General features: G+C 51.2%; 20 protein-coding genes. 8 read left to right on the forward strand and 12 right to left on the reverse strand.

Going from position 1 to position 23,491, the window contains the following annotated elements:
- Positions 1-2,076 carry an ATP-dependent helicase gene (locus tag AAF564_01585; protein MEM8484204.1) on the reverse strand — a complete coding sequence of 692 codons (2,076 nt, stop codon included), beginning with the start codon at positions 2,074-2,076 and terminating at the stop codon, positions 1-3.
- Positions 2,077-2,412: 336 nt separating this feature from the next.
- Between AAF564_01585 and AAF564_01590 the strand changes: the two genes are divergently transcribed.
- From AAF564_01590 to AAF564_01615, 6 genes are all read left to right on the forward strand, one after another.
- Positions 2,413-3,249, forward strand: coding sequence for an AAA family ATPase (locus AAF564_01590; protein MEM8484205.1), 837 nt, complete (start codon positions 2,413-2,415; stop codon positions 3,247-3,249).
- Positions 3,250-3,345: 96 nt separating this feature from the next.
- Complete coding sequence (locus AAF564_01595; GenBank protein MEM8484206.1) at positions 3,346-4,305, forward strand: ParB/RepB/Spo0J family partition protein; 960 nt, start codon at positions 3,346-3,348, stop codon at positions 4,303-4,305.
- A 237-nt stretch (positions 4,306-4,542) separates the two neighbouring features.
- On the forward strand, positions 4,543-5,169 hold the full coding sequence (locus AAF564_01600) for a DUF5683 domain-containing protein (GenBank protein MEM8484207.1): 627 nt from the start codon (positions 4,543-4,545) through the stop codon (positions 5,167-5,169).
- Positions 5,170-5,209: 40 nt separating this feature from the next.
- Positions 5,210-6,517, forward strand: a complete 1,308-nt coding sequence (locus AAF564_01605) for a pyridoxal phosphate-dependent aminotransferase family protein (protein MEM8484208.1) — start codon at positions 5,210-5,212, stop codon at positions 6,515-6,517.
- An 80-nt stretch (positions 6,518-6,597) separates the two neighbouring features.
- Positions 6,598-7,758, forward strand: coding sequence for a hypothetical protein (locus AAF564_01610; protein MEM8484209.1), 1,161 nt, complete (start codon positions 6,598-6,600; stop codon positions 7,756-7,758).
- Positions 7,759-7,812: 54 nt separating this feature from the next.
- A complete protein-coding gene (locus AAF564_01615; GenBank protein MEM8484210.1) occupies positions 7,813-8,517 on the forward strand; it encodes an HAD-IA family hydrolase in 705 nt (234 codons plus the stop codon).
- 1,013 nt (positions 8,518-9,530) lie between these two features.
- On the opposite strand, the gene AAF564_01620 is transcribed toward AAF564_01615, so the two are convergent.
- Both AAF564_01620 and purQ read right to left on the reverse strand, forming a co-directional pair.
- The gene (locus AAF564_01620) at positions 9,531-10,193 is read right to left on the reverse strand and encodes a rhomboid family intramembrane serine protease (GenBank protein ID MEM8484211.1); all 663 of its coding nucleotides are present in this window, start codon (positions 10,191-10,193) and stop codon (positions 9,531-9,533) included.
- 141 nt (positions 10,194-10,334) lie between these two features.
- Positions 10,335-11,045: a phosphoribosylformylglycinamidine synthase subunit PurQ gene (gene purQ, locus AAF564_01625; protein MEM8484212.1), complete on the reverse strand. Its 711-nt coding sequence runs from the start codon at positions 11,043-11,045 to the stop codon at positions 10,335-10,337.
- A 245-nt stretch (positions 11,046-11,290) separates the two neighbouring features.
- On the opposite strand from purQ, the gene AAF564_01630 reads away from it, so the two are divergent.
- Entirely contained in the window at positions 11,291-12,112 is an 822-nt protein-coding gene (locus tag AAF564_01630; protein ID MEM8484213.1) for an NAD(P)-dependent oxidoreductase, read from the forward strand.
- Positions 12,113-12,307: 195 nt separating this feature from the next.
- Here the strand turns inward: AAF564_01630 and AAF564_01635 are convergent, their stop codons facing one another.
- The 6 genes from AAF564_01635 to AAF564_01660 all read right to left on the reverse strand — a co-directional run bounded on the left by AAF564_01635 (position 12,308) and on the right by AAF564_01660 (position 17,184).
- Positions 12,308-12,709, reverse strand: coding sequence for a hypothetical protein (locus AAF564_01635; protein MEM8484214.1), 402 nt, complete (start codon positions 12,707-12,709; stop codon positions 12,308-12,310).
- 165 nt (positions 12,710-12,874) lie between these two features.
- Positions 12,875-13,735 carry a uridine phosphorylase gene (locus AAF564_01640; GenBank protein ID MEM8484215.1) on the reverse strand — a complete coding sequence of 287 codons (861 nt, stop codon included), beginning with the start codon at positions 13,733-13,735 and terminating at the stop codon, positions 12,875-12,877.
- A 183-nt stretch (positions 13,736-13,918) separates the two neighbouring features.
- On the reverse strand, positions 13,919-15,526 hold the full coding sequence (gene nhaC / locus AAF564_01645; GenBank protein MEM8484216.1) for a Na+/H+ antiporter NhaC: 1,608 nt from the start codon (positions 15,524-15,526) through the stop codon (positions 13,919-13,921).
- Positions 15,527-15,552: 26 nt separating this feature from the next.
- Positions 15,553-16,359: an arsenite methyltransferase gene (gene arsM / locus AAF564_01650; GenBank protein MEM8484217.1), complete on the reverse strand. Its 807-nt coding sequence runs from the start codon at positions 16,357-16,359 to the stop codon at positions 15,553-15,555.
- Between the two features lie 4 nt (positions 16,360-16,363).
- A complete protein-coding gene (locus AAF564_01655; GenBank protein ID MEM8484218.1) occupies positions 16,364-16,690 on the reverse strand; it encodes a metalloregulator ArsR/SmtB family transcription factor in 327 nt (108 codons plus the stop codon).
- Between the two features lie 143 nt (positions 16,691-16,833).
- A complete protein-coding gene (locus AAF564_01660; protein ID MEM8484219.1) occupies positions 16,834-17,184 on the reverse strand; it encodes a S24 family peptidase in 351 nt (116 codons plus the stop codon).
- A 196-nt stretch (positions 17,185-17,380) separates the two neighbouring features.
- Between AAF564_01660 and AAF564_01665 the strand changes: the two genes are divergently transcribed.
- A complete protein-coding gene (locus AAF564_01665; protein MEM8484220.1) occupies positions 17,381-18,622 on the forward strand; it encodes a Y-family DNA polymerase in 1,242 nt (413 codons plus the stop codon).
- 2 nt (positions 18,623-18,624) lie between these two features.
- Here the strand turns inward: AAF564_01665 and AAF564_01670 are convergent, their stop codons facing one another.
- The 3 genes from AAF564_01670 to AAF564_01680 form a co-directional block, all read right to left on the reverse strand.
- Positions 18,625-20,442, reverse strand: a complete 1,818-nt coding sequence (locus tag AAF564_01670) for an ABC transporter ATP-binding protein (GenBank protein ID MEM8484221.1) — start codon at positions 20,440-20,442, stop codon at positions 18,625-18,627.
- Positions 20,443-20,546: 104 nt separating this feature from the next.
- Positions 20,547-21,506 (reverse strand): ribonuclease Z, encoded by a 960-nt coding sequence (locus AAF564_01675; GenBank protein MEM8484222.1) that lies wholly within the window; start codon positions 21,504-21,506, stop codon positions 20,547-20,549.
- A gap of 16 nt (positions 21,507-21,522) precedes the next feature.
- The gene (locus AAF564_01680; GenBank protein ID MEM8484223.1) at positions 21,523-23,340 is read right to left on the reverse strand and encodes an ABC transporter ATP-binding protein; all 1,818 of its coding nucleotides are present in this window, start codon (positions 23,338-23,340) and stop codon (positions 21,523-21,525) included.
- Positions 23,341-23,491: the final 151 nt, after the last annotated feature.

Genomic DNA, 23,491 nt, shown 5'->3' on the forward strand with positions numbered 1-23,491 from the left:
TTAAAAGGGCAACACAGGGAGCTCCGGATCTTCTGCATCACTATCACTTTCGCCGGCGTCTTCAATAAGGGGTGGTGTGTCGGTTGCCTGAACAGCAGAATCTTCGATGAGTGACCAGGGCTCAAGCAGGCTTTCGGGAATGCCATCGACAAACCGGCTGGGGTTCGACAAAAACTCTCCCTGATGCCGGCGGTACTGCAATACCGGATAGGTGATAAACAGGTTGTCCTCAGCGCGGGTAATCGCAACATACAGAAGCCGTAGTTCTTCGTCGATGCCAGCGTCTTCCTTCAGCGCATAACCCGACGGCAAGATCCCATCCAGTGCATGGATCAGGAAAACAGTGTGGAATTCAAGCCCTTTGGCGGAATGGATGGTAGACAGCACAAGGGGGGCCTCATCGTCGTCTACCGGGTTTGTGTCGAGCGCTGACAGCTCGATCGGGTCCAGCGCCAACGAAGACAGGAATTCGGTGCGGTTTTGCACATTTTCTGCCAGTGCCACAAAGTGATCCAGGTCCTGCAGCCGCTTGGGATAATCTTCGAAGTACTTCTTTTTCAACAGCGGCTCGTAGTACGTAACAAGCGCCTCCAACTGCACATTGAGGCTTTTCTGCGGATTCACCAGCGGCCGCATCACTTTAAACAGTGCTTTCAGCGCTTCTACATACCGAGGCGAAAAAGGCCGGTTTTCCAATTCAAATGGATCACCAGAGGCATCTGTAATCCACCCAATGAGTTCTTGGGCAGTTTTAGGGCCTACGCCGGGCAGCAGCTGCAAAACGCGATTCCAGGCTACTGCGTCTTGCGGATTTTCCAACACACGCAGGTGCGAAATCACGTCTTTGATGTGTGCCGCTTCGCTCAGCTTCATCCCTCCGTATTTGACGTAAGGAATATCCCGCTGCCCGAGCTCTACTTCGAGGTCAAAAGAATTTGCGCTGCTTCGAAAAAGCACAGCCATGTTGTTGAGCGGGATACCCTGCTCGCGTAGCTGCAAAACCATTTGGGATACAAACCTGCTTTCGAACCGGTCATCGGGTGCGGCCACGAGGCCCGGCAGTTCATCCCCTTCACGGCGGCTAAAAAGCGACTTGTCGTATTTCTGCCGCGCCTCTTCCATGATATGGTTGGCGAGGTTCAGGATAGGCTGCGTGGAGCGGTAATTCTGCTCAAGTTTGAGCACCTGGGTGCCAGTAAACTGCTCAGGAAAAGCAAAGATATTCCGAAAATCAGCGCCCCGAAATCGGTAAATACTCTGGGCGTCATCACCAACAACCATGACATTGTTGTGGACGCTCGCCAGGCATTCGACGAGTTGGGCCTGCAGCTTGTTGGTGTCCTGGTATTCATCGACGAGCACATGCCGGCAAACCGTACCCACCTGCACACGCACTTTATCGCTTGTTTGCAGGAGCTCCAGCGTGTAGCGCAACAGGTCATCGTAGTTCATGAGACCATGGGTACGCTTGTAGGCCTCATATTCAGATTGGAGGGTCGTCATAACGTCCAGATGCCCCATAAACTGCGGATACTGGTATGCCAGCACCTCTTCGATGGGCATCTCACGGTTTACGGTGGCAGAGAAAATGGACTGCAGGGTACGCTTTCGCGGGAATCGCTGCTGTGATTTATGCAGGCCGCGGGCTGTGCGCAACACATCAATTACATCAGCATCATCAGCGGCATCCATGATGCTGAATTTTTTGGAAAAGCCAATTGCCGGCGCGTGTTCGCGGAGGATGTTCAAGCAAAAGGAATGAAACGTTCCCCCTCTTACCCGGTTACAACGACCATCGAGCACCGTACTTGCTCGAGCCAGCATTTCGCGTGACGCCCGACGCGTGAAAGTAAGGAGCACAATTTGTTCAGGAGGTGTGCCTGTTTCTACCAGGTAAGCAACCCGGTAAACCAGCGTACGCGTTTTTCCAGTGCCAGCGCCAGCGATTACGAGAACAGGTCCACCAGGAGCCTGTACCGCCGCCAGCTGCTGCGTATTCAACTCGGCAGCATAATCAATTGTCAGCCGTGATTGGGCCGGCGTATTGTCGGTCTTGAGTACAAAGCGACGCGCCATTTGGGACCGTACCTTTGGTTATTCAGGCTATACTTGGCTGTTTAGGCCATGCACCTGCACTCCCGTGCTCCACTTCTTTGTGCATGCCTGATTCAGCAAGATCAAGAATACACGGCTAACATCAAAACTTTGATCCACCAGAATTTCTTCATTTGGAATACTGGTATGCCGCAACAATTCTTCATACCTTCTGAAGCATGGCTTCGGGCTTTATTGTTGCAGATCCACGTGAAAAGCTGTCATCACGCTTCATGCCCCCGAAACTGAGTACCTAACCGTTTTTAGGCAGTGCCTGTTTTAAGGCGCTGTAGCACAGTACCAAGCGATACATGTACCATGGGTAAAGTCATTGCGGTTGCTAACCAAAAAGGTGGAGTAGGGAAAACAACTACAGCGATCAATCTAGCCTCGTCTTTGGCCGCAACAGAACACCCAACGTTGCTCATCGACATTGATCCACAGGCGAACTGTTCTTCCGGCGTTGGCATCGACCCCCGCACAGCCAGTGCTTCAACGTACGAGTTGCTCATCGGTGAAGTCACCACAGAAGAAGGTGCACGCCCTACTGATATGCCGTTTCTTGATATCATCCCCAGCCACATAAACCTGGTGGGCGCTGAAATCGAGATGATTGACGTCATTGAACGGGAAAGCATCCTGAAAAAAGCAGTAGCCAGCGCACGCAAGAAGTATGACTTTATTGTCATCGATTGCCCCCCATCACTCGGCTTGCTTACGCTAAACTCCCTGACCGCCGCAGACTCGGTACTCATCCCTGTACAGGCTGAGTATTTTGCGCTAGAAGGGCTTGGGCAACTGCTAAACACCATCAAAATTGTCCGGCAACATTTGAATCCGGAACTGGAAATTGAAGGGGTGTTGCTGACCATGTTTGACGCCCGGTTGCGGCTATCAAACCAGGTTGCTGAAGAGGTAAGGCGCTATTTTGGCGAAAAGGTATTTAATACCATCGTTCAGCGCAATGTCCGTATTTCGGAGGCACCAAGTTTCGGGAAGCCGGTATTACTTTATGATGCCGCCAGTATGGGTGCAAAAAATTACATATCACTGGCGCGTGAAATTCTGCACAGCAACAAAGCATACTTGAAAGAGAATGCAGCAGAGCTCGAAGAAGGCGCATCCCCTTCGCAGGCCAACGGGTTTGCACTCTAGCGACAGTGCTATAGTAAAAGCTACAATGCGCTAGCCCAGCTTTACGTTAAGCGGCATGCCCAAACAGTAACATCTCCAATATTATTAGCATCATCCATGGCAAAGAAAGTTGCATTGGGCAAAGGCTTAAAGGCCCTCATCCCAACCATTGACTCAGACGAAGAAGGCCTCGAAGGAGATGACAAAGGCGGGAAGCTGTACAAGTTTCAGGATGGCCGAAAAAGCCGGCTGCAGGGTAAAGTAGCCGAAATTCAGGTTGCCAATGTGCGCCCCAATCCGTATCAGCCCCGACAGGTCTTTGAAGAAGAAGCGCTGGAAGAATTAGCGGCCTCCATCCAACAGCTTGGTATTATCCAGCCGATCACCGTGCGCACCCTGGGTGACGGGCAATTTGAACTAATCTCGGGTGAACGCCGGCTCCGCGCGTCGCGTCGCGCCGGCCTTGAAAAAATCCCTGCCTACGTCCGTGAGGCCGATACGGAAGAAATGCTCGAAATGGCCATCGTCGAGAATGTCCAGCGCGAGCAGCTCAACCCCATTGAGGTTGCTATTGGCTACCAGCGCCTGATTGAAGAGTGCGACCTCACACAGGAGAAAATTGCAAAGAAAGTTGGCAAGAAGCGCGCAACTGTTGCTAACTTCCTCCGCCTCCTCAAGCTGCCGGCCCCTGTTCAGGCAGCCCTCCGCGATGAGTCCATTTCCATGGGCCACGCCCGCGCCCTAATTCCGGTTGATGACAAAAAAGTACAGCTGGATATTCTGACTGAGATCGAAGTATCCGGACTCTCAGTGCGCGACGTCGAACGACGTGTACGCGCCTGGCAAGATGGCGACACGCCAGATAAACAAGGCCCCACCCTCGTTGAAAACCTCGAAACCGCTGACGCAGACCGGGACCAGTTACAGATTCGTGCTTTTGCAGATCACCTCAGGGCACAACTCAGCACCCAGGTACAAATCAAACACAAAAAAGGCGGTGAAGGCGGCAAAATTGAAATCGCCTACTACTCAAATGACGACCTCGAACGGCTCATGGAACTGCTCGGACAGCAGTAAGGGGTGAAGCCGCTGATTAGGTAACCTGCGATAGCGATGGGTATTATTAGGGCCGTGAGGAGTGAGGAGTGAGGAGTGAGGAGTGAGGAGTGAGGAGTGAATGCTTGTGTTTGGGGGGTGTTTCAACCATTTACTGCGCCTAAATACGGGCATATGGCGGCACAAAACTACGGATAAGCGTATATACCCAACCCTTAACGCTTCAGTACGCGATAGTAAAGAACGCAAATTATCTACATGCCTGCTGTCAGATCGACCGTTTTGCGCCTTGTTTGCGCGCTGTGCTTTTTGAGCATCCATCCGGCTATTGCTCGTGCGCAGTCTGCCGATTCTTTGGACACAGGTGTTACCAACGCCAGGCTACCCGTAAACCATAGCCCAAGCCGCGCCCTAAGGCGTGCACTCGTGTTGCCTGGTGGCGGCCAATTGTACAATCGACAATACTGGAAGCTACCCATTGTGTACGCAGGCCTGGGGGTGATGACGTGGCGTTCCATCCAGGCAAACCAAAACCACAAGCTCTACACACGGGCATTTCAGTACAAAGATTGGCAAGATGAGGTGGATGCCGGCAGGGCAGAAACCCACCCGTTCCCCGAATTTGAGGATGAATATGAGCAGGTGTTGATAGAGCAATGTGAGGGTACCTGCACCGCCTCAGCAAACGAACTTGAACAAATACGAGATAATTTTAGACGGAACCGTGACCTTTCGCGGTTTGGCATCGGCTTAATATATGGTCTGTCTATTATAGACGCCTTTGTAAGTGCACATTTGCTCGATTTTGACGTGGGCGAGGACCTTACGGTCCAGTTTCTTCCCCATCCCAACGGCGCAACGGCACACCTGCGTATTGGCTTTTGACTCCGCTTGTATTCAGAACTTTTGATAGTAAGCTTTGTAGATGCCTGAATTTAGAACAAATAATCGCACGCTGGCTAAAACACAGCCGGCAGAAGTGACGACCCTTGTGAAGGAAGAACCCTCCCTATTTAAGAAGACGCACCGCTTCTTCGATCCCTCTGGTGATTACGCACAGGTTAAAAATGCTGACCTGTATCCGTACTTCCACCCGATCGAACGAAACGAAGGTACGCGCGCAATCCTGGACGGCCGTGAAATCATTATGGCCGGCTCCAACAATTACCTGGGCCTCACAGCAGATCCCCGGGTAAAGGAAGCTGCTATCAAAGCCATCGAACAATACGGCACTGGTTGTACCGGCAGCCGGTTCTTGAATGGCACCCTCGACCTACACCTCGAACTCGAAGAACGCCTTGCCGCGTTTATGGGTAAAGAAGGGTGTATTCTGTACTCAACAGGATACATGACAAACCAGGGCGTGCTGCAGTCTATTGCATCAAAAGGGGATATCATTTTTTCAGACAAGGATAACCACGCCTGTATTATTGCCGGCCAGCAAGTTAGCCTCGCTGAAACATGGCGCTACCGTCACAACGACCTGAAACACCTCAAGCTGCAACTCGAGAAAGCGGATCGAGAACGGCCAAACGCAGGCAAACTCATCGTTTCTGATGGCGTCTTCTCTATGAACGGCGTCATTGCAAAAATTCCTGAGCTGGTTGAACTGGCAGAACAGCACAATGCTGCGCTCATGCTGGACGATGCACACGCAGTAGGCGTCATCGGACCAAAAGGGGAAGGATCCGCAGCGGTCTTCGGACTCACAGAACAGGTAGACCTGATTACGGGTACCTTCTCAAAAAGCTTTACGTCGCTTGGCGGATTCTGCGTTGGCGACCGTGACGTTATCGAGTTTATCCGGCATACCAGTTCTGCGCACATTTTCAGTGCCTCCATGCCGCCGGCAAACGTAGCAACGGTATTGAAGTGCCTCGACATTCTCGAGCAAGAACCTGAGCGCCTCGAACGCCTCTGGGAAATCTCAGATTACATGCGCGAAGGCTTCAGAAACGCAGGCTTTAACGTATGGACCAGCCAGACGCCGATTATTCCAGTTGTTGTAGGTGACCTTATGACCTGCTTCAAGTTCTGGAAAGACCTATTGGATGAAGGCGTATTTGCCAACGCAGTAGCACCACCAGCTGTCCCACAGGGTCAGTCGCTCATGCGTACCTCATATATGGCAACCCACACAAACGAAGAGCTTGACTTTATTCTCGAAGCTTTTCGTAAGGTTGGCCTCAAAAACGGCGTAATTTCCAGCAACGGTACGCCCAAAGAACTGTAATTGCAGTTTGAAATCTTATATTTGCAGCTTTGCGGGCTATACCAGCCGGCAAAGCTGCATTCCTTTATATACAAAGATTTATGTCGGTCTTAAGCCCAGCCGCTGTGTCTACACCTGTTGTAATTCGGCCGGTTACGTCCCGTGCGGACTATAAACGGTTTATCAACTACCAGTATACCTTTTATCAGGACTACCCCTACTACGTCGCCCCACTTCGCTCTGAAGTGACCAAGATCCTCAACCCCAAGAAGAATGCGTTCTTTGAGCACGGGCAGATACAGCCGTTTTTGGCCGAGGATAAAAACGGCAACATCGTAGGCCGTATCGCTGCCATCATTAATGGCATGCACCTGAAAAAGTACAACGACCAGACGGGCTTCTTTGGCTTTTTCGAGTGTACCGAGGATTACAGTATTGCTGAGCAATTGCTCGATACCGCTGCAAATTGGCTCAAGGAGCAAGGTATGCAGCATGTCCGCGGGCCGGCCAATCCCTCCCTGAACGAAATATCAGGCTTACTTGTCGCCGGCTTTGAGCGAGAACCCTCGTTCATGATGCCGTACAATCCATCCTACTACATGGATTACCTGACAACCTACGGGTTTGACAGAGCCATGACGATGTGGGCCTACTACATCCACTACAAATACGCCAAGATCGACAAGCTGAAACGCGGCGTCGGCCTCTTGATGCGCCGGTATCCCGACCTGAACCTGCGCTCCCTCGACATGAAGCGCTTTGACGAAGATGCCCGGCATATCCTGGACATCTACAACGATGCCTGGGGCAACAATTGGGGCCATGTGCCGATGACTGATGCAGAATTTGCGCAGCTGGCCAAGGACCTCAAACAGATTATAGATCCGAACGTGATCTACATTCTGGAAGAAAAAGGCGTACCGATTGGCTTCTCCATTACGCTGCCCAACATCAACCTTGCATTGCGGCACGTTAAAAATGGCCGGCTCCTGCCAACAGGCCTTTTCCAACTCCTCTTCCGTGCAAAGTTTGGCGGTATTCATGATGGGCGCACCTTACTCATGGGCATCAAGCAATCTCATCAAGGCAAAGGATTTGACGCCATTCTTAACCTTGCAATAATTGAAGGCGGCCCCAAGAATGGGTATTACGGCAGCGAAATGAGCTGGGTACTCGACAGCAACAAACCAATGCTGAACGCGCTGATCGATTTTGGGGGAACTTACGAAAAAGAATACGTTATGCTCGAGAAGTCGCTCTAGGCTACCTGCCTGTGATGACACGCATTCCTGTATTTCTAATCTTAGCCCAATGTTATGCCTGCTCGCCTGCCAGAACCAGGGTTTGTCTATTTCGACCTGGACGACACCATCCTAGACCACCGCAAAGCAGAAAAACGCGCCCTTGCTGACGTCCGTGTTCAGCATAGTGATATACTGGGTACCTTCAACAAAAAAACGATTGAAGATGTATACCACGAGGGGAATGTAAAACTCTGGCACCAGTATGGTGCAGGTGAAATCACAAAACCGCAGCTCCAACGCAAAAGGTTTGAGTACTTGCTCGATGGCCTTGCCATCAAAGGGGTTAATCCGGATAAAATGGGGGCGTACTACATTGAGCGCTACACCCACTATTGGGATTACATTGAAGGTGCTGAGCAGGCGTTTTTCCAGATTGCAGAAAAATACCCTGTCGGCGTGTTGACCAACGGGTTTGCAAAAACACAGCATAAGAAGCTGGCACAGTTTGCTACCATGCGAGACAAGCTTGCGAGTATTGTAGTGAGCGAAGAGTTTGGCTACATGAAACCACATCCAAAACTGTTTGCTTACGCCGCTGAACAGGCTGAAACGCCACCGGAGAATATTGTATATGTGGGAGACTCGATGCACTCAGATGTGAAAGGCGGCCAGCAGGCCGGCTGGACCGTCATCTGGTATGCCCCGCAAACAGAAGAAGCGCCAGCAAATGTGCACCACGCGCGAAACTGGGATGACGTCACCAGTTTTCTGATTTAATCAGTAATATTACAAAAAAGAAAAGCCGTCTCTCCCCAAAGAGACGGCTTTCAATTTTTCTGCTACCTCGGCGCGACAGCCTCCCCTGAATAGAGCATACCAACAGCATAAAGCATGCAAGCAGGGCCCGATTCATCGGGGGGGAGGGAGTGTCTCACGTGCAGGAACCATGTCCGGCACGCTGGCGATGGTATTTCGGGTTACACATCGAAGGGTGTTTACATCGCAAGAAGCTACAAAAGCAGCAAGTTGCACATAAATACTCTATTTGCATCACCTTATTTGCACAGCATGAGCTGTCTGCGCAAATAACCATCTGGCGAAAAACTATCCCTAAAACCTTGCAAAAACCCGCACCATTTGCAGAACAAATCGTGCAGGCACTTCCGTGGGCCTTCACCACATAGCAAATCAGCAGCCTGTTGTACTTTTCCTCAAGTTATCCACAGTGGGATTTACCTGATTAAACGCACAGTTCTTCTCGTGATTGCCCGACGATATAGAAAGCAGTAAGCGTTCATATATCTAAAACCAGAGAAGCCGGCAAAACTGGTAGCATGCGCAGCCGTAACTGCGGCATGGGCAAAAAACCTGCAAATCAAGCCAATTAAGGTGGATTTACCGTTTTGAGGGTTAACCTCATGTTGCCTAGAGACTCAGTCGCGTCAAGGAACAGTGCCGTTAAGCACTGTAATAATTGTACGGGGTATAACCCCACTATGCAACATTGCACTTCCACAAACAACCCACACGTTTTCCACAGGCGTTTGTGAATAAACAAAAACCTTTTAAAACGTAACAAGCCCGACACAAAGCGTCGGGCTTGTTACTGCTCATGTACAATTTGCGACCGAGGATTTCTATAAGCATCCAGGCAGCATGAGGTATTAGGTAGAAGAATCTACGCGAAAAGTGTGGAGATAGCAACCATCAATAACGGTATATGAGCCACTGATCACCTAATTCCTGAGATATCAAGAACTATCAATAACGGATAAACGATTGAGACAAGCTTAAAATACGCTTTGCAGAAACCTCTGCACACTCCTGATAAAAATTTCGATCGACTCCGGATCAATCAACATCGTCAACAACAGCCCCCCTATCGCACCGCCAAGGTGCGCCTCATGAGCAATTCGGCCGCCGCCCCCCTTATGAGAGCGCTTCATTGCATAGATGGACCCGGCCACGTAAAGAAACGCAAACACAATGGCCGGAATAGGAATGGCAAACATGAAGTACAGCATGGAGAAAGGCAGATAGAGACAATACGCAAATACAATCCCACTTATTGCCCCTGAAGCACCGATGGCCGAGTAGTACGGGTCATCTTTGTGGTAATACATGGTGAGGGCGTGTGCAGTAAGCTCTGAGCCAAAATACAAGACCAGAAACATCCCCATCCCGAGCCAGGGCCCAAATATATCTATAAATCGGCCTTCCAATAAAGGGCCAAAGAAGTAGAGGGTGAGCATATTAAATGCAATATGCCACAACTCCTGATGCACAAACCCAGCTGATATAAACCGGTAATATTCTTTCTTGTCGAGAATTTGCCGGGGCCTGAAGGCCAGGCGACCAACGATATTTGCGTTAACAAACATCGCATACCCAAAGATGAAAACGTTGATTACAAGTAGAATCAACGTGACGGGAGTACCTGATAAATCAGCCATGCAAATTAAGAGCGTTAATACAAGACAGATAGCGTGTGTGCGGGATTACCTTGCGGCGCGTACACCAAATGGGTAGGCGCGCAGGCAATTTACAGCGCAAGCTGCACAAAAGGAGCAAACATAAAAGGGGTGCATTGCCGGCTAAACCGCAGCTTCTTCAGCGGTCAGGTATGCCACCATGGATTCAAATATCTTAACCCCTTCGCCCGTCCCCGTAAGTAATCCTTCTGCACAGCGTTCGGGGTGCGGCATCATACCGAGCACGTTGCCTTGTTCGTTGATAATGCCGGCAATGTTTCGGGCTGAGCCATTTGGATTGCCGGCAGCATTGGCTTCCCCATTGTCATCTACGTATCGAAAAACAACCTGGTTGTTTGCCTCAAGGGCGTCAAGCTCTTCTTCGCTTGCGTAATAATTGCCTTCTCCGTGGGCAATCGGGATAGTAAGCAGCGCTTTGGGTTGTAGCGAAAAGGTAAACGGCGTATCAACGTGTTCAACGCGTAGCTTTGTCTGCTGACAGATAAAACGGAGCGAAGCATTGCGCATCAAAGCACCCGGCAGCAATCCGCTTTCACAAAGAATCTGGAAGCCATTGCAAAACCCGATCACTAACCCACCTTCATTTGCAAAACGCACAACATCCTTCATGATGGGAGAAAAGCGGGCAATAGCGCCACAGCGCAAATAGTCACCGTGTGCAAAGCCACCAGGAATGATGATCACATCTACATCTCCCACGCTGGTTTCTTTGTGCCAAATCATGCGCGCCTCTTGTGCAACTACGTCATTGGCAACATAGAATGCGTCGTAATCTGAATTTGAGCCAGGAAAGAGCACTACACCAAATTTAATCATGACCTCTGGTAACTTTGGAGATTTGATGCCAGACCACAGGATGCCTGCCGGCGTGGCCGAGCGTTGAACTTGCACATGATAAACGCCGCTAATTTACGCCACGATTTATTCGGATACCACCAGCCAGCCACGCCTTGTTTATTGTTATCTGATTCTTATTATTCATAACACCCTTCACTTCGTTGAACAAGGCGCAGCAACCCAGCATCGCACAAACACAGCACAACAAGAGGTACTCTCGCATGCAGACCTTAAAAGATAAAACATTGTTTATTACCGGCGCCAGCAGAGGCATTGGCAAAGCCATGGCTTTGCGCGCAGCAAAAGATGGCGCCAACATCGTTATTGCCGCAAAAACAGCAGAACCGCACCCCAAATTGCCCGGCACAATCTACACGGCTGCAGAAGAAATTGAGGCTGCAGGGGGACAGGCCTTACCGCTTGTGGTTGATATTCGTCATGAAGACGTTGTTGCTGACGCCGTCAGCAAAGCGGTAAACCATTTTGGCGGTATCGACATTCTGATCAACAATGCAAGCGCCATTTTCCTTGCCGGCACCGTTGAAACCTCAATGAAACGGTTCGACTTGATGCACCAGGTAAATGTGCGCGGGACCTATCTCTGCTCACAACAATGCATTCCACACCTTAAGGAGGCAGCCAATCCACATATCTTAAACCTCTCCCCTCCCCTTAATATGGAAGCACGCTGGTTTGCCCCACACGTCGCCTATACCATGGCGAAGTTTGGGATGAGCATGTGCGTGCTGGGCATGGCTGAAGAATTGAAGTCAACAGGTATCGCCGTAAATGCCCTCTGGCCTCGCACAACCATTGCAACTGCCGCAATCCAAAACCTGCTCGGCGGCGACCGCGTGATGAAGCACAGCCGCAAGCCGGAAATCATCGCAGATGCTGCCCATTGGATCCTTACGCAGGAAAGCAGCAGTACCACGAGCAACTTCTTTATCGACGATGAAGTGCTGGCAAAAGCAGGTGTAACCAATTTGGATCATTATGCGGTAACACCTGGAGTAGACTTATATCCAGATTTTTTTGTATAAAAAAACAGGTCACCGTGATGACCTGTTTATGCCTGCCAGAGGTCGCCGGTTTACCTCTTATTGATCATTAAAGAATCCGGCGACTTCCGGTCAGGCAATTTTTATTCTGGCTATACAGAAAATGTGTTATTGCTTCTTTGTTGTATAGCCGGCCCGGATCGTTCGAGTAACTTTTCTCGCGATAAGAACCACCGGTCAAATCGCAACAATCTGCGCCTCCCAATGCTTCCGGTGTGGCCGTAAGACCAGGCGGACGCGCTCATCGCCATTTTTATAGATAACGGTAGTGGCGCGACGTGTTTTGCGCACAGAGACGCGGGTAAATCCAACTTTCACAAAATCGTTGTGGTAACTGGAAAGGATAAAATCTGGCCTGTCACGATAAACGATGGCGTGACCGTTTTTAACAGCGCGCCGGCTCACAACAGTAACGTTGGGTACGGTGCGAATGGTCAAGTGCCCCGGTTTGTATGCAAAAGCGCGCACTTTGGGGCTGCCAATCTGGATTTTCACGCGGGCGACCTGCGCATCAACGGGGGCCGGCATAAACAGAAAAAGCCCCAGCATAACGAGTACTATTGTTTTAATTTTTTTCATGGCTTAACTACTATTTTTCAATAATATATCACGATGGGTGTTTGACTTGAGTACACCTGCTGCGTGACGTCACCCCTACCCCTTGTTGAGAATTTTTCTTTTTACAAAAGAAGCGCTGGCATCCACCTGGCTGCCAGCGCTTCCTTACCCATCAGGGCATACCACTCAAACGGGCACACAAACGGAGCGGTAGTGGAGTCGCACGAAATTCAGTGCGATCTCGATGATTTTCTCAACAGATTTACCTTTAAGCTCCTGCGCATCTGAAAACGGCTGATCGTCACCGATAACCGCGAGCAATGTACCAACAGAGATATCCTGGGCAGCATCCTCTGGCGTATCTATAGCAGATATTGGCTTGATGTTTTTGTTGTGGCACATCCCGAGGATAAACAGGAGGCTCGATTCCATTTCAGTTGCGAGAACGCCCAGATTGGTCAAATTACGGATGTAGGCGTCGTGGACTTCTTTGAGCGGACTGTAGCCAAACTCGCGGCCATACAGGGTTGATTTACAGTGAACAATACCACAGTACGTATTCTCGCCCCAATCAGAGGCAATGGCCGCCTTGTTGAGATACTCTACGTACTCAGGTGTAGCAACAGCCGGCACTTCGATGGGTGCATAGTCAGCAGACGCGCGTTCGTCTCGCACTGCGGCAGTAACAACAACGGCACTGGGCACGCGAATTTTCTCTGGTTGCAACGACCCACAGGTACCAATACGCAGGAAACGGCGGGCGCCGGCAAAGATCAATTCACTCAGAATGATCTCGATACTGCTCACGCCCATACCTGTTGAAATGGAGGCAACATCGATGGACTCGCCTTCTGATTTCAGGGTGCCCAGATACAGGTCATGACCACGGTCGCTTTTCCGCACAACAAGGTTTGAAAAGTGGTGCTCAGCTACCCGTTTTGCGCGCGAACCCGAACCCGACAGGAAGACATACCTGCCATAAGATCCGTTGCCTTCAAAGTCGCCATTCTCTGTTGTGATGTGATTCAGTTGCTTCGTTTTTGACATAGGTATGTATCTGACAATAAGAAAACGTGGGTAAAGGAGGGTTTGCACGCAGATCTTGCTGTAGTACTACCAACAAAACAAAGATTGGTTGTTTAGCTTTTTGTTATGCAGGAATAAACAAAAAATGAGCAATCAACAATCCGCAGCCTGATTGAAGATTGTTGATTGCTTAATTTTGACGGGTTAAGAGGTAGCTACTTCCTGGCCTTCTTCGTCGAGTTTGACAATGCTGAAACCGGTATAGCCATAAATCATGGCGATAATGGGGTTCATCAGATTGAAAAAGGCAAATGGAAGATAGGCCACCGTGGCAACACCCAGGGTGGAAGCCATAAAGGCCCCACAGGTATTCCATGGAATAAGCGGCGAAGTGATCGTGCCGGCGTCTTCAAGGGTACGTGACAGGTTTTTGGGTGCCAGGTTGCGCTTCTCGAACTCGGCGCGATACATCCGACCGGGCACTACAATAGCGATGTACTGGTCAGAAGCGATGATGTTGGCCCCAATGCTCGTAGCCACGGTAGCGGTGATCAACCCACCCGTGCTCTTTGCCATACCGAGCAAGCGCCCGGCAAGCTCCTGGAGCATACCTGTCTTTTCCATAACGGCGCCGAACATCATGGCCGACACAATCAGCCAGATGGTATTGAGCATGCTGCTCATCCCGCCGCGGCTCAGCAAATCATTAAGCGCCTCGTTGCCCGTATTTGCTTCAAAGCTATCGAACATCGTGATCCAAAAGCCTTTCAGGAGCGCAAAAAATGGCGGCAGGTCGGTTTCTCCAACCAATTCGAATACAACCGGCTGCTGAAATATCATCGCAAAAACACCCCCGATGAGCGAGCCGATGAGCAACGCAGGGAAAGCCGGCATTTTCTTGTAAATCATAAACAAAACAGCCACCAAAGGCAGCAACAGATACCACCCGATATTAAAGCTGCTGCTGAGTGCGGTAAGCATTTCTTCAAGCCCGGCAGCATCAGCAGGTGTATCCCCCATCAATCCGATAATGGTGAACAGGGTAAGCGCAATGATAAAGCTCGGCACCGTTGTATAGAGCATGTGCCGGATGTGGGTAAACAGATCGGTACCCGCCATTGCCGGCGCAAGGTTGGTGGTATCAGAAAGTGGGGAGAGCTTGTCGCCAAAATAGGCACCGGAAATGATTGCACCAGCAGCAATGCCAAGGCTAAGCTCAAACGCACCGGCAATGCCCACAAGGGCGATCCCAACGGTACCAGCAGTTGTCCATGAACTTCCTGTAGCAAGGGCCACAAGGGCACAGATCACACAGCAGGCGGCATAGAAAATGGTGGGGTTCAGAATTTGCAGTCCATAGTAGATCATGGTGGGCACAATGCCGGCCATAATCCAGGTGCCGATAAGCGATCCAACAACCAGGAGGATAAAAATAGCACCCATGGCGAGGGAAACGCCGTGCACCATCCCATCTTTAATCTCTTTCCATGTAAAGCCGTTGCGTATGCCAATGATGGCGCCCACCATGGCAGAAAGAATCAGGGCGATTTGGTTGGGGCCATATGATGAGTTATCCGCATAAAAAACAACCGAAGAAGCCAGCAGTCCCACCATCACAAAAACCGGAATTAACGACTGACCCAGGCTTGGTTTCCGTTTTGTGCCGTCCTCAAAATCAGCACCATCTTCCATAACAACAACCTCATGTCTCGTTTGCAGGTGGCATAATATACACAACGAGATGTAAATGAGAATATTGCCGGCAACATTTTGGAAATACTGGATGCCAGCGCCACCTGGCGTGCACAACACGTGGTTGCCAGCATCCAGTTATTTGGTCAGTTTGCGGGCTTTACGCCCCGCACCGTGACGCTCAGCACTTGCATACCCGACGCATCGTATTCCGCCAGATGCGCTGCACTCAAGTTCTGTTCGAGTACATCGCGCGGCACTTCGATGACGTTGGACTTCAGCGTTTCGGATGCCTCGAAGCCGGCTTCAGCAATAATCTGCATGTACCGATCCTGTGCTACCGCACCAGAGACACACCCCACATAGAGCTCAGCTGCCCGCTGGATCGCCGGCGGCATGGTGCCTTTGACAACGATATCCGACACACAGAAATGCGCACCCGGCTTGAGCACGCGGTATATTTCTGCAAAAGCCTGTGCTTTGTTCGGCACCAGGTTCAGCACACAGTTGCTGATTGCAACGTCGATACTGTTGTCAGCAACCGGCATGTCTTCGATATCGCCCTGGACAAACGACACGTTGTCAAACCCCATTTTTGCGGTGTTTGCGCGTGCTTTTTCGACCATTTCAGGGGTAAAATCGACCCCGATTACGTGCCCGCTGTCGCCCACGATGGAGCGCGCAGTGAACGCGTCGAGTCCGGCGCCGGCGCCGAGGTCGAGTACGGTGTGTCCGGGTTGAATGCCGGCTACCTCTGTAGGCACCCCGCATCCGAGGCCCAGGTCTGCATCAGCCACATAACCGTCCACTTTATCGTAGGCATCCCCTACGATGTTGAACGCTTCCGCGCTGCTACTGCAGCCACACCCGCAGCCTTCTGCCGGCGGGCCCTCGTTGGCGATGGTCCCGTATTTCTCGCGAACCAGCGTTTTTATTGATTCATTGGTTTCCATTTTTTCAGCAGCAATTTTTGTTGAAGATGTCTGCGAACAGGGCTTCAAATGCCTGCTTTGCTTTTGTAAGTACTGCTGCATCCAAACAATAACACGAACGCGGCCCGTCGACCACCCCCGTGACAATGCCAGATTTCTTGAGCGCTTTGAGGTGCTGGGATACAGTCGCCTGCGCAAGCGGCAATACCTCAACAATCTCCCCGCAGATGCAGGATTTACGCTCAGCAAGTACTTTCAGAATAGCAATGCGGGCGGGATGCCCCATGGCTTTGGCCAATTCGGCCAGTTCAACTTCTTCTGCAGTGAAGTTTTCTTTTTTTGCTACGGCCATAGTCAAATGAATTCATTGTACATCGTAGATATACGATAAAAGGGAGATTGTTTCAATCAAATCTGAAAAACTTAGGATTTATCAACTTAGGTTGAAGGTTCAAAGTTTGGGGCCTTCAACTTTGAACCGTTAACAAGTATGCCTCAAGTTCTGAACTGGTTGATTGCAGCCACTACTACGCCCCATACCTCGTCCATGTCGGTCATTTCTACTTCGGGAAACTGGTCGACGGTGGCGTACAGAACGATCCGCCGCAGCTCTTTGCGGATGGCGCGGAGCATGAACTCACCCTGAACAGCGGCTACGACGATGTCACCGTTTTTTGGTTTGAGGGAGTGGTCTACAATGAGCAGCGCCCCTTCGTTGATGCCGGCGCCTTCCATTGCGTTGCTGCGGGCAAACACAAACTGGGTGGCGTGGGGGCGCTTGACGAGGTAGGTGTGCAGGTTCAGGTCTTCGTCGCGGTAGTCCTGCGACTGGTTGGAGAAACGCATGCAGTAAGGTTTAGCAGTGTCTTCTGGCACCCGGGAGACATGGCGGTGGGTGTGCCAACTTCAATAACAACGCTCACTCAAACTACACAACAAACCCGAACCTGTCACGGAATGGGGACAGTAGTTACACATATTTCACACACATCGCGCATTCATCTCAGCAGATATTGTAACAGTCACCAATTACCCCCTGCCTATGGACCCTTTTGCGCTGATTGACTGCAATAACTTTTTTGTCTCCTGTGTACGTGTGCACGAACCACGGCTTTGGAATCGTCCGGTTGTCGTGCTTTCTAACAATGACGGTTGCTTCATCTCATGCAGTCCCGAAGCCAAAGCACTTGGCTTTCCCCGAGGGGGGACGGCCTTTAAATATAAAGACGCCCTTAAGAAGCACAACGTTGTTGTCAAATCATCGAACTTCACGTTGTTTGCCGACATTTCAGATCGCGTTTATAACACGTTACGCAGGTTTTCGCCTGAAATTGAGAAGTACAGTGTAGATGAATCCTTTCTCAAACTTCCTGATGTTACCCATCCCAAACATATACGCGATGAACTCTATCGGTACACGAGGATTCCGGTTACCGTTGGCGTAGGACAAACCAAAACGTTGTCTAAAGCCGCCAACCACATCGCAAAAAAAGACGCATCATTCGCCGGCGCCCTGACGCTGCCAGAGGGCGACGCTGCTAATGCGTTTTTGCAACGTGTGCAGGTCCAGAAAGTCTGGGGCATCGGCGGGCGTTGGGCAGCTAAGCTTGCGCAACTCGGTATTGACGACGCACTAGCGCTCAAATACGCGCGCGACAGTCTCATCCGCCAGCAGCTTAATGTCGTGGGCTTGCGCGTCGTGCATGAGTTACGCGGCATGCGCTGCATTGAGCTTGAGGAGGTGATACCGGACAAGCAGCAGATGATGTGCTGCAGGAGCTCTGACGGACCGATCACCAGCTATGAAAAGCTACGCGAGTTTGTGGCGTATCTGGCCTCAACGGTGGCGGAACGGTTGCGCAGTGAAAACCAGGTGGCTGCCGGCATCCGGACCTACATCACCACCAAACAATTTGAGCAGCGAAAATACAGCAAGGCCCATGGCGTGCTGATGCCTGAAGCAACTGCATTTACCCCCAGGCTTGTAGACTTTGCCATTCAAAACCTCAAACAAATCTACCGCCCCGGATTCAGATACCGACGCGCCGGTGTTTTTCTGTGGGGCCTCAACAAAAACAAATTCCTGCAAATGGACCTGTTTGACGCGCAGCACGCCTCGAAACACCTCACGCTGATGGACACCCTCGACAAAATCAATGCGCGATACGGCAGGGATACGGTGTTTGTAGGCAGTATTGGAGTAGAGCGGGATTGGCTATCGCGGGCTGCAGATCCGCCCAAGTTTTATACAACGCGCTGGCACGACCTTGCCCGGGTTGGCTAAGCCTAGGCTACGGAGCGTTCTTGCTCTTTATATTGCAGTTCATAGAGCTTGCGGTAGAGACCACCCAATGCAAGCAACTCCTGGTGTGTGCCCTGCTCGCGCAACTTACCGCGGTGCATCACAAGGATACAATCAGCATCTTGAATGGTGGAGAGGCGGTGGGCAATCACCATAGAGGTGCGTCCTTCGATCAATTTTTCGAGGGCGTTCTGGATGAGTTCTTCCGTCTCGGTATCGATACTTGATGTTGCTTCGTCGAGCACCAAAATTGACGGGTTGTAGACGAGCGCTCGCGCAAAAGAAAGCAATTGCCGTTGGCCGTGCGAGAGGGAAGCGCCACGTTCGCGTACATCGTGGGTGTATCCATCGGCCAGTTTGTTGATAAACGCATCTGCGCCAATCAAACGGGCCGCCTCTTCGACCGCTGCGTGGTCGATCTCGTCATTTTCGAGGGTAATGTTGCGTTCTACCGAGCCGGAAAACAGGAAAACATCCTGTAGCACGAGTCCGATGTGCCGGCGTAAGTCTGCCAGCCGCATATCGGCAATATCAATTCCATCAACCAGAATTTGCCCTTTGTCGATTTCGTAGAAGCGCAGCAACAGGTTGATGATTGTAGTTTTGCCGGCGCCAGTAGCCCCCACAACAGCTGCAGTCTGGCCGGGCTTTACTACAAAAGACACATCCTGTAAAATCCAGTTCTTTTCCGTCTCCTCTTCCGTTTCTTTATCATAGGTAAACCACACGTTCTTGAATTCGATGTGGCCCTCAAACTCGGCGATATCAACCGGGCTATCCGTTTCTTCGATCGCAAAGTCTTTATCCAACAAACCAAAAATGCGCTCAGCGCCGGCCATGGCGCTTTGCAGCGTATTGTACTGGTCAGACAGGTTGCGAATCGGCTCGAAAAACTGCCGCGCGTACTGGATAAAAGCAATCAAGACCCCAACAGACAACGCACTGCCCATCGCACGGACTCCGCCGTACCAGAGCACGAGACCAAGTGCTGAAGAAGCGATGATATCTACTGCCGGCCAGAAGAGGGCAAAGTAGAAAATGGTGCGGATCTGGGCTTGCCGATGATCTCCGTTGATTTCCTTGAACCGGCGCAATTCCTCTCTTTCGCGATTAAAGAGCTGCACAATGGTCATCCCGGTTACGTGCTCCTGGACAAAAGAGTACAGGCGGGCAACCTGCTTTCGCGTTTCCCGATACTGTTCACGGACTTTCTTTCTGAACCAGAACGTCACGTATAACATCACGGGCAATGCTGCCAGGGTAACCAGCGCAAGGCGCCAGTTTAGCGAGAACATAAACGCGGCAATAAAGAAAATTCGAAATACGCTACCAAGGATGGTAACGATGCCGGCGGAAAGCACGTCACTAAGCGATTCGACGTCGCTTGTGGTACGTGTGATCAGCGTCCCGATCGGGGTTTTGTCGAAAAAGGACAGCGGCTGGTTTTGGATGTGGCGGTACACCTTTGTGCGCACATCATAAATGGCCCGCTGCCCGATCCATTGGGTCAGATAACCTGTAATAAATGCAAGAATCCCTTCCGCAAACAGCACCCCAATAAGAATCCATATGAACCCCTGCAAGCCGGTCAGGTCGCCGATAACGATGTAGTCGTCAATCGCTATCTGGACAAGCTTGGGGCGTAAAGGCCCAAGAAATGACGCGCAAAGCACCAGGACAAAGGCAAGGGCAACCCAGCCTTTGTAGGGCATCAGATAGACTACAATGCGCCGAAACAGTTTGCCGTCGATGCCTGTCGGTTTTTTTTCTTCCTCTTCGCTATGTGCTTGGTTTGCAGACAATATTCAGGGTCTATTACGCTGTCTTTGGTGATTTCTTGCTCACAAAGCTGGCTTTCGCCTCGGCGTTTTGCGGGGTGTTGGGCAACAACGGTTTATCGGTTAACTTATTCCGTATCGACTTCGGGAGAAGTATTTCGTATGCTGCGGCCCTGCAATGTGTACCGCTTTAATTCCTCAGCCGCCGCTGTGTTCTTGAATATAGATTGTGCTTCTGCCACCAGTATGTCAGTGTCTTTGTAGCGGGCGCTGAAGTGTCCAATTAACAATTGCTCGACGCCGGCCTCTTGCGCAATCGTAGCAGCTTCCATCGCCGTAGAATGGTTGGTTGCATGGGCGCGCGCAAGGTCATCTTGTGCAAATGTGGCTTCATGGTAACACAGCGAAGCCTCACGAGCAAGGGCCTTCCCTCCTTCACAAGGGCGCGTATCGGTTACATAGGCAAACGAGGCGCCACGCCGGCCTGGTCCGACAACGTCTTGCGGCTGCACCATGCCTGAACGAACGGGGACGGGCTCACCTTTTTTGAGTCGCTTAAAATCGCGCACATCTTCAACGCCCATGTTACGGGCTTTCTCTGCGTCGAGCTTGCCCGGCCTGAAAGGTTCTTCGATCCGGTATCCATACGCCGGCACGCCGTGTACAAGCGGATGGGTTATTACGTTACATACAGCTGAGGCATAGACTTCCTGTACACCCGATGTATGATCAAGCTCGGTGATATGCAATATGTAAGACGGCTGTTGGTCAGCTTGCCGGGAAGGTAGCGACGTAACAAATTCTCCAATTCCTACCGGTCCGATCAGGTGCAAAGGTTTTTCGTGTTGCAGCAGGGAAAGCGTGCTTAAAAGACCTGGGAGCCCGAAGTAATGATCGCCATGTAGATGCGTGATGAAAATGGCTTTCAGGCGCGACCAGCGGGCAGAAGCTTCGAGTAAACGATGCTGCGTCCCTTCGCCACAATCAAACAGAAATAACTCGTTTTCCACCGCTACAGTTGTAGCTGAAAAATGCTTTTCTTTTGAGGGCAGTGCAGATCCGGTACCCAGCGGGGTGACTTCGAGCATAAAACAGGGCCGGCGATCAGGTTAGCGCTTCGATTTCCTGCTCCAGCAACTGCTTCCTGTGCAGTTCTGCGTAAACGCCGTTCTGCTTCAAGAGCGCAGCATGTCCGCCTTGCTCAAGGATTTTGCCTTCATCCAGCACCAGAATCAAGTCTGCTTCCTGCACCGCAGAAATACGATGGCTCACGATGACAATGGTGCGCTGCCCAAAGTGGTTGCGCAGGTGACCGAGGATGTTGCTTTCAGTTTTGGTGTCAACTGCAGAGAGCGCATCATCCAGAATAAGAATACGTGGATCACGGATGAGGGCGCGAGCAATCGAGCTGCGCTGTTTTTGCCCCCCCGAAAGGGTGATGCCACGTTCACCGACAAAGGTCTCGAAGCCTTTTGGGAAATCCCGGATGTTATCGAGCAGTTCAGCCTCGCGTGCAGCCTGATCAATTGCCTCCTGGCCGGCGTCGAGTCTCCCAAATGCGATGTTATTTGCAACGGTATCGCTAAAAAGAAAAACTTCTTGCGGTACGTAGCCAATTGAACTACGCAATACCTCAACAGGGAATTGGGGAGCTGGCTGGCCGTCAATTTTGACTACGCCTTCCGTAGGATCGAAGAGGCGGGCAACCATCTCTACCAGTGTGCTTTTGCCAGAACCTGTGCGCCCAACAATAGCAAGCGTTGACCCTGCGGGGATATCAAATGAAACATCTTTTAACACCCAGGGGCCGTTTTCTGTGTATTTAAAACCCACCTTTTCGAACGCAATCGCACCGGTTACGTCGGTGAATGTCGGCACGGTGCGGTCGCTGTCGCTTACATCCGGACTTGCATCAAAGATGCTGGCAAGCCGCGTCATCGAAGCGGATGCGCGCTGGATCATGGTGATTACAAACCCCATCGAAGCCACGGGCCACGTCATGAGGGTAACGTAGATGATAAATTCGGCAATGTTGCCAATGGTGATGGCCCCCTCTGCAACGAGTCCACCGCCTACCCAGACAACAATAATGGCAGACATGCCAATCAGGATCAGAAATACGGGACGCCAAATGGCGTCAACAAGGGCAAGGTCCAGCATACGTTCTTTATAGAGCGCGCTCTCTTCTTCAAAGCTTGCAGCTTCAGCCTCTTCACGGGTGTAAGCTTTGAGGACGCGGATGCCGGCAAGGGCTTCCTGTACCCGGCTGGTGAGTTTCGAATACTGCTTTTGCAACGCATCGCTCCGGGCGTGCACTACGCGGGCCACAAAAAACACAGAGATGGCCAGCAGGGGCATCGGAAGGATGGCAAACAGCGTGAGCCGCGGGGAGATGAAAATCATGGCAGACACAGCAGCTACCACAAAAACGACGGCACGCGCAGAGTACATCATCGCAGGCCCGATGTACCGCCGCACCTGTTCGATGTCGCTGGTTGCGCGGGTCATCAGGTCGCCCGTGGCGTGTTGCACGTAGAAGCTGCGAGAGAGGCCCTGCAAATGGTCGTAAAGCTGGTTGCGAAGATCATACTCTACATGGCGAGACATCACAACGATGGTCTGCCGCATCAGAAAAGTAAACGTGCCGCTCAGGAGACTCAGGCAGATGATTACGGCGCCAAAGAGGAGCAGGCAGACAAAAAACTGGGTAAACAGGTAGCCCTGGACTTCTGTGCCGGCAAACAGATTAAACAGATTCACAAACCGCGGCATGCTATCGATGATAATCCGAACCATCATCGGAACTGCCACAGAGAATGCCGCAGAAGCCGCGGCACACAACAAACCCGGGATGAACAATTTCTTGTACTTCCAGAAAAAGTGATTAAGCCGTGCGAGGGGTTTCTTCTTGCGCTTTGCCATGGGTGTTGGGAATCGGTGCTGGTTGCTGCTCCGAATGGAAACGTACGCGTGTTAGGATATCCAGATCCATTGAGGTGGAATTTGGCGTGAGGACACCAGGTTCGTGTTTTTGTGTTTCCGGGTTTTCGTTTTGTGCTACTAAGCTGCTGCT

This window comes from Bacteroidota bacterium, assembly GCA_039111535.1.
GTDB lineage: Bacteria > Bacteroidota > Rhodothermia > Rhodothermales > JAHQVL01 > JBCCIM01.

Excerpts from the sequence above, each read along its gene's own strand:
- AAF564_01585 (MEM8484204.1), bottom strand. The coding sequence starts at position 2,076 with ATGGCGCGTCGCTTTGTACTCAAGACCGACAATACGCCGGCCCAATCA.
- AAF564_01590 (MEM8484205.1), top strand. The coding sequence starts at position 2,413 with ATGGGTAAAGTCATTGCGGTTGCTAACCAAAAAGGTGGAGTAGGGAAA.
- AAF564_01595 (MEM8484206.1), top strand. The coding sequence starts at position 3,346 with ATGGCAAAGAAAGTTGCATTGGGCAAAGGCTTAAAGGCCCTCATCCCA.
- AAF564_01600 (MEM8484207.1), top strand. The coding sequence starts at position 4,543 with ATGCCTGCTGTCAGATCGACCGTTTTGCGCCTTGTTTGCGCGCTGTGC.
- AAF564_01605 (MEM8484208.1), top strand. The coding sequence starts at position 5,210 with ATGCCTGAATTTAGAACAAATAATCGCACGCTGGCTAAAACACAGCCG.
- AAF564_01610 (MEM8484209.1), top strand. The coding sequence starts at position 6,598 with ATGTCGGTCTTAAGCCCAGCCGCTGTGTCTACACCTGTTGTAATTCGG.
- AAF564_01615 (MEM8484210.1), top strand. The coding sequence starts at position 7,813 with ATGCCTGCTCGCCTGCCAGAACCAGGGTTTGTCTATTTCGACCTGGAC.
- AAF564_01620 (MEM8484211.1), bottom strand. The coding sequence starts at position 10,193 with ATGGCTGATTTATCAGGTACTCCCGTCACGTTGATTCTACTTGTAATC.
- AAF564_01630 (MEM8484213.1), top strand. The coding sequence starts at position 11,291 with ATGCAGACCTTAAAAGATAAAACATTGTTTATTACCGGCGCCAGCAGA.
- AAF564_01635 (MEM8484214.1), bottom strand. The coding sequence starts at position 12,709 with ATGAAAAAAATTAAAACAATAGTACTCGTTATGCTGGGGCTTTTTCTG.
- AAF564_01640 (MEM8484215.1), bottom strand. The coding sequence starts at position 13,735 with ATGTCAAAAACGAAGCAACTGAATCACATCACAACAGAGAATGGCGAC.
- arsM (MEM8484217.1), bottom strand. The coding sequence starts at position 16,359 with ATGGAAACCAATGAATCAATAAAAACGCTGGTTCGCGAGAAATACGGG.
- AAF564_01655 (MEM8484218.1), bottom strand. The coding sequence starts at position 16,690 with ATGGCCGTAGCAAAAAAAGAAAACTTCACTGCAGAAGAAGTTGAACTG.
- AAF564_01660 (MEM8484219.1), bottom strand. The coding sequence starts at position 17,184 with ATGCGTTTCTCCAACCAGTCGCAGGACTACCGCGACGAAGACCTGAAC.
- AAF564_01665 (MEM8484220.1), top strand. The coding sequence starts at position 17,381 with ATGGACCCTTTTGCGCTGATTGACTGCAATAACTTTTTTGTCTCCTGT.
- AAF564_01675 (MEM8484222.1), bottom strand. The coding sequence starts at position 21,506 with ATGCTCGAAGTCACCCCGCTGGGTACCGGATCTGCACTGCCCTCAAAA.
- AAF564_01680 (MEM8484223.1), bottom strand. The coding sequence starts at position 23,340 with ATGGCAAAGCGCAAGAAGAAACCCCTCGCACGGCTTAATCACTTTTTC.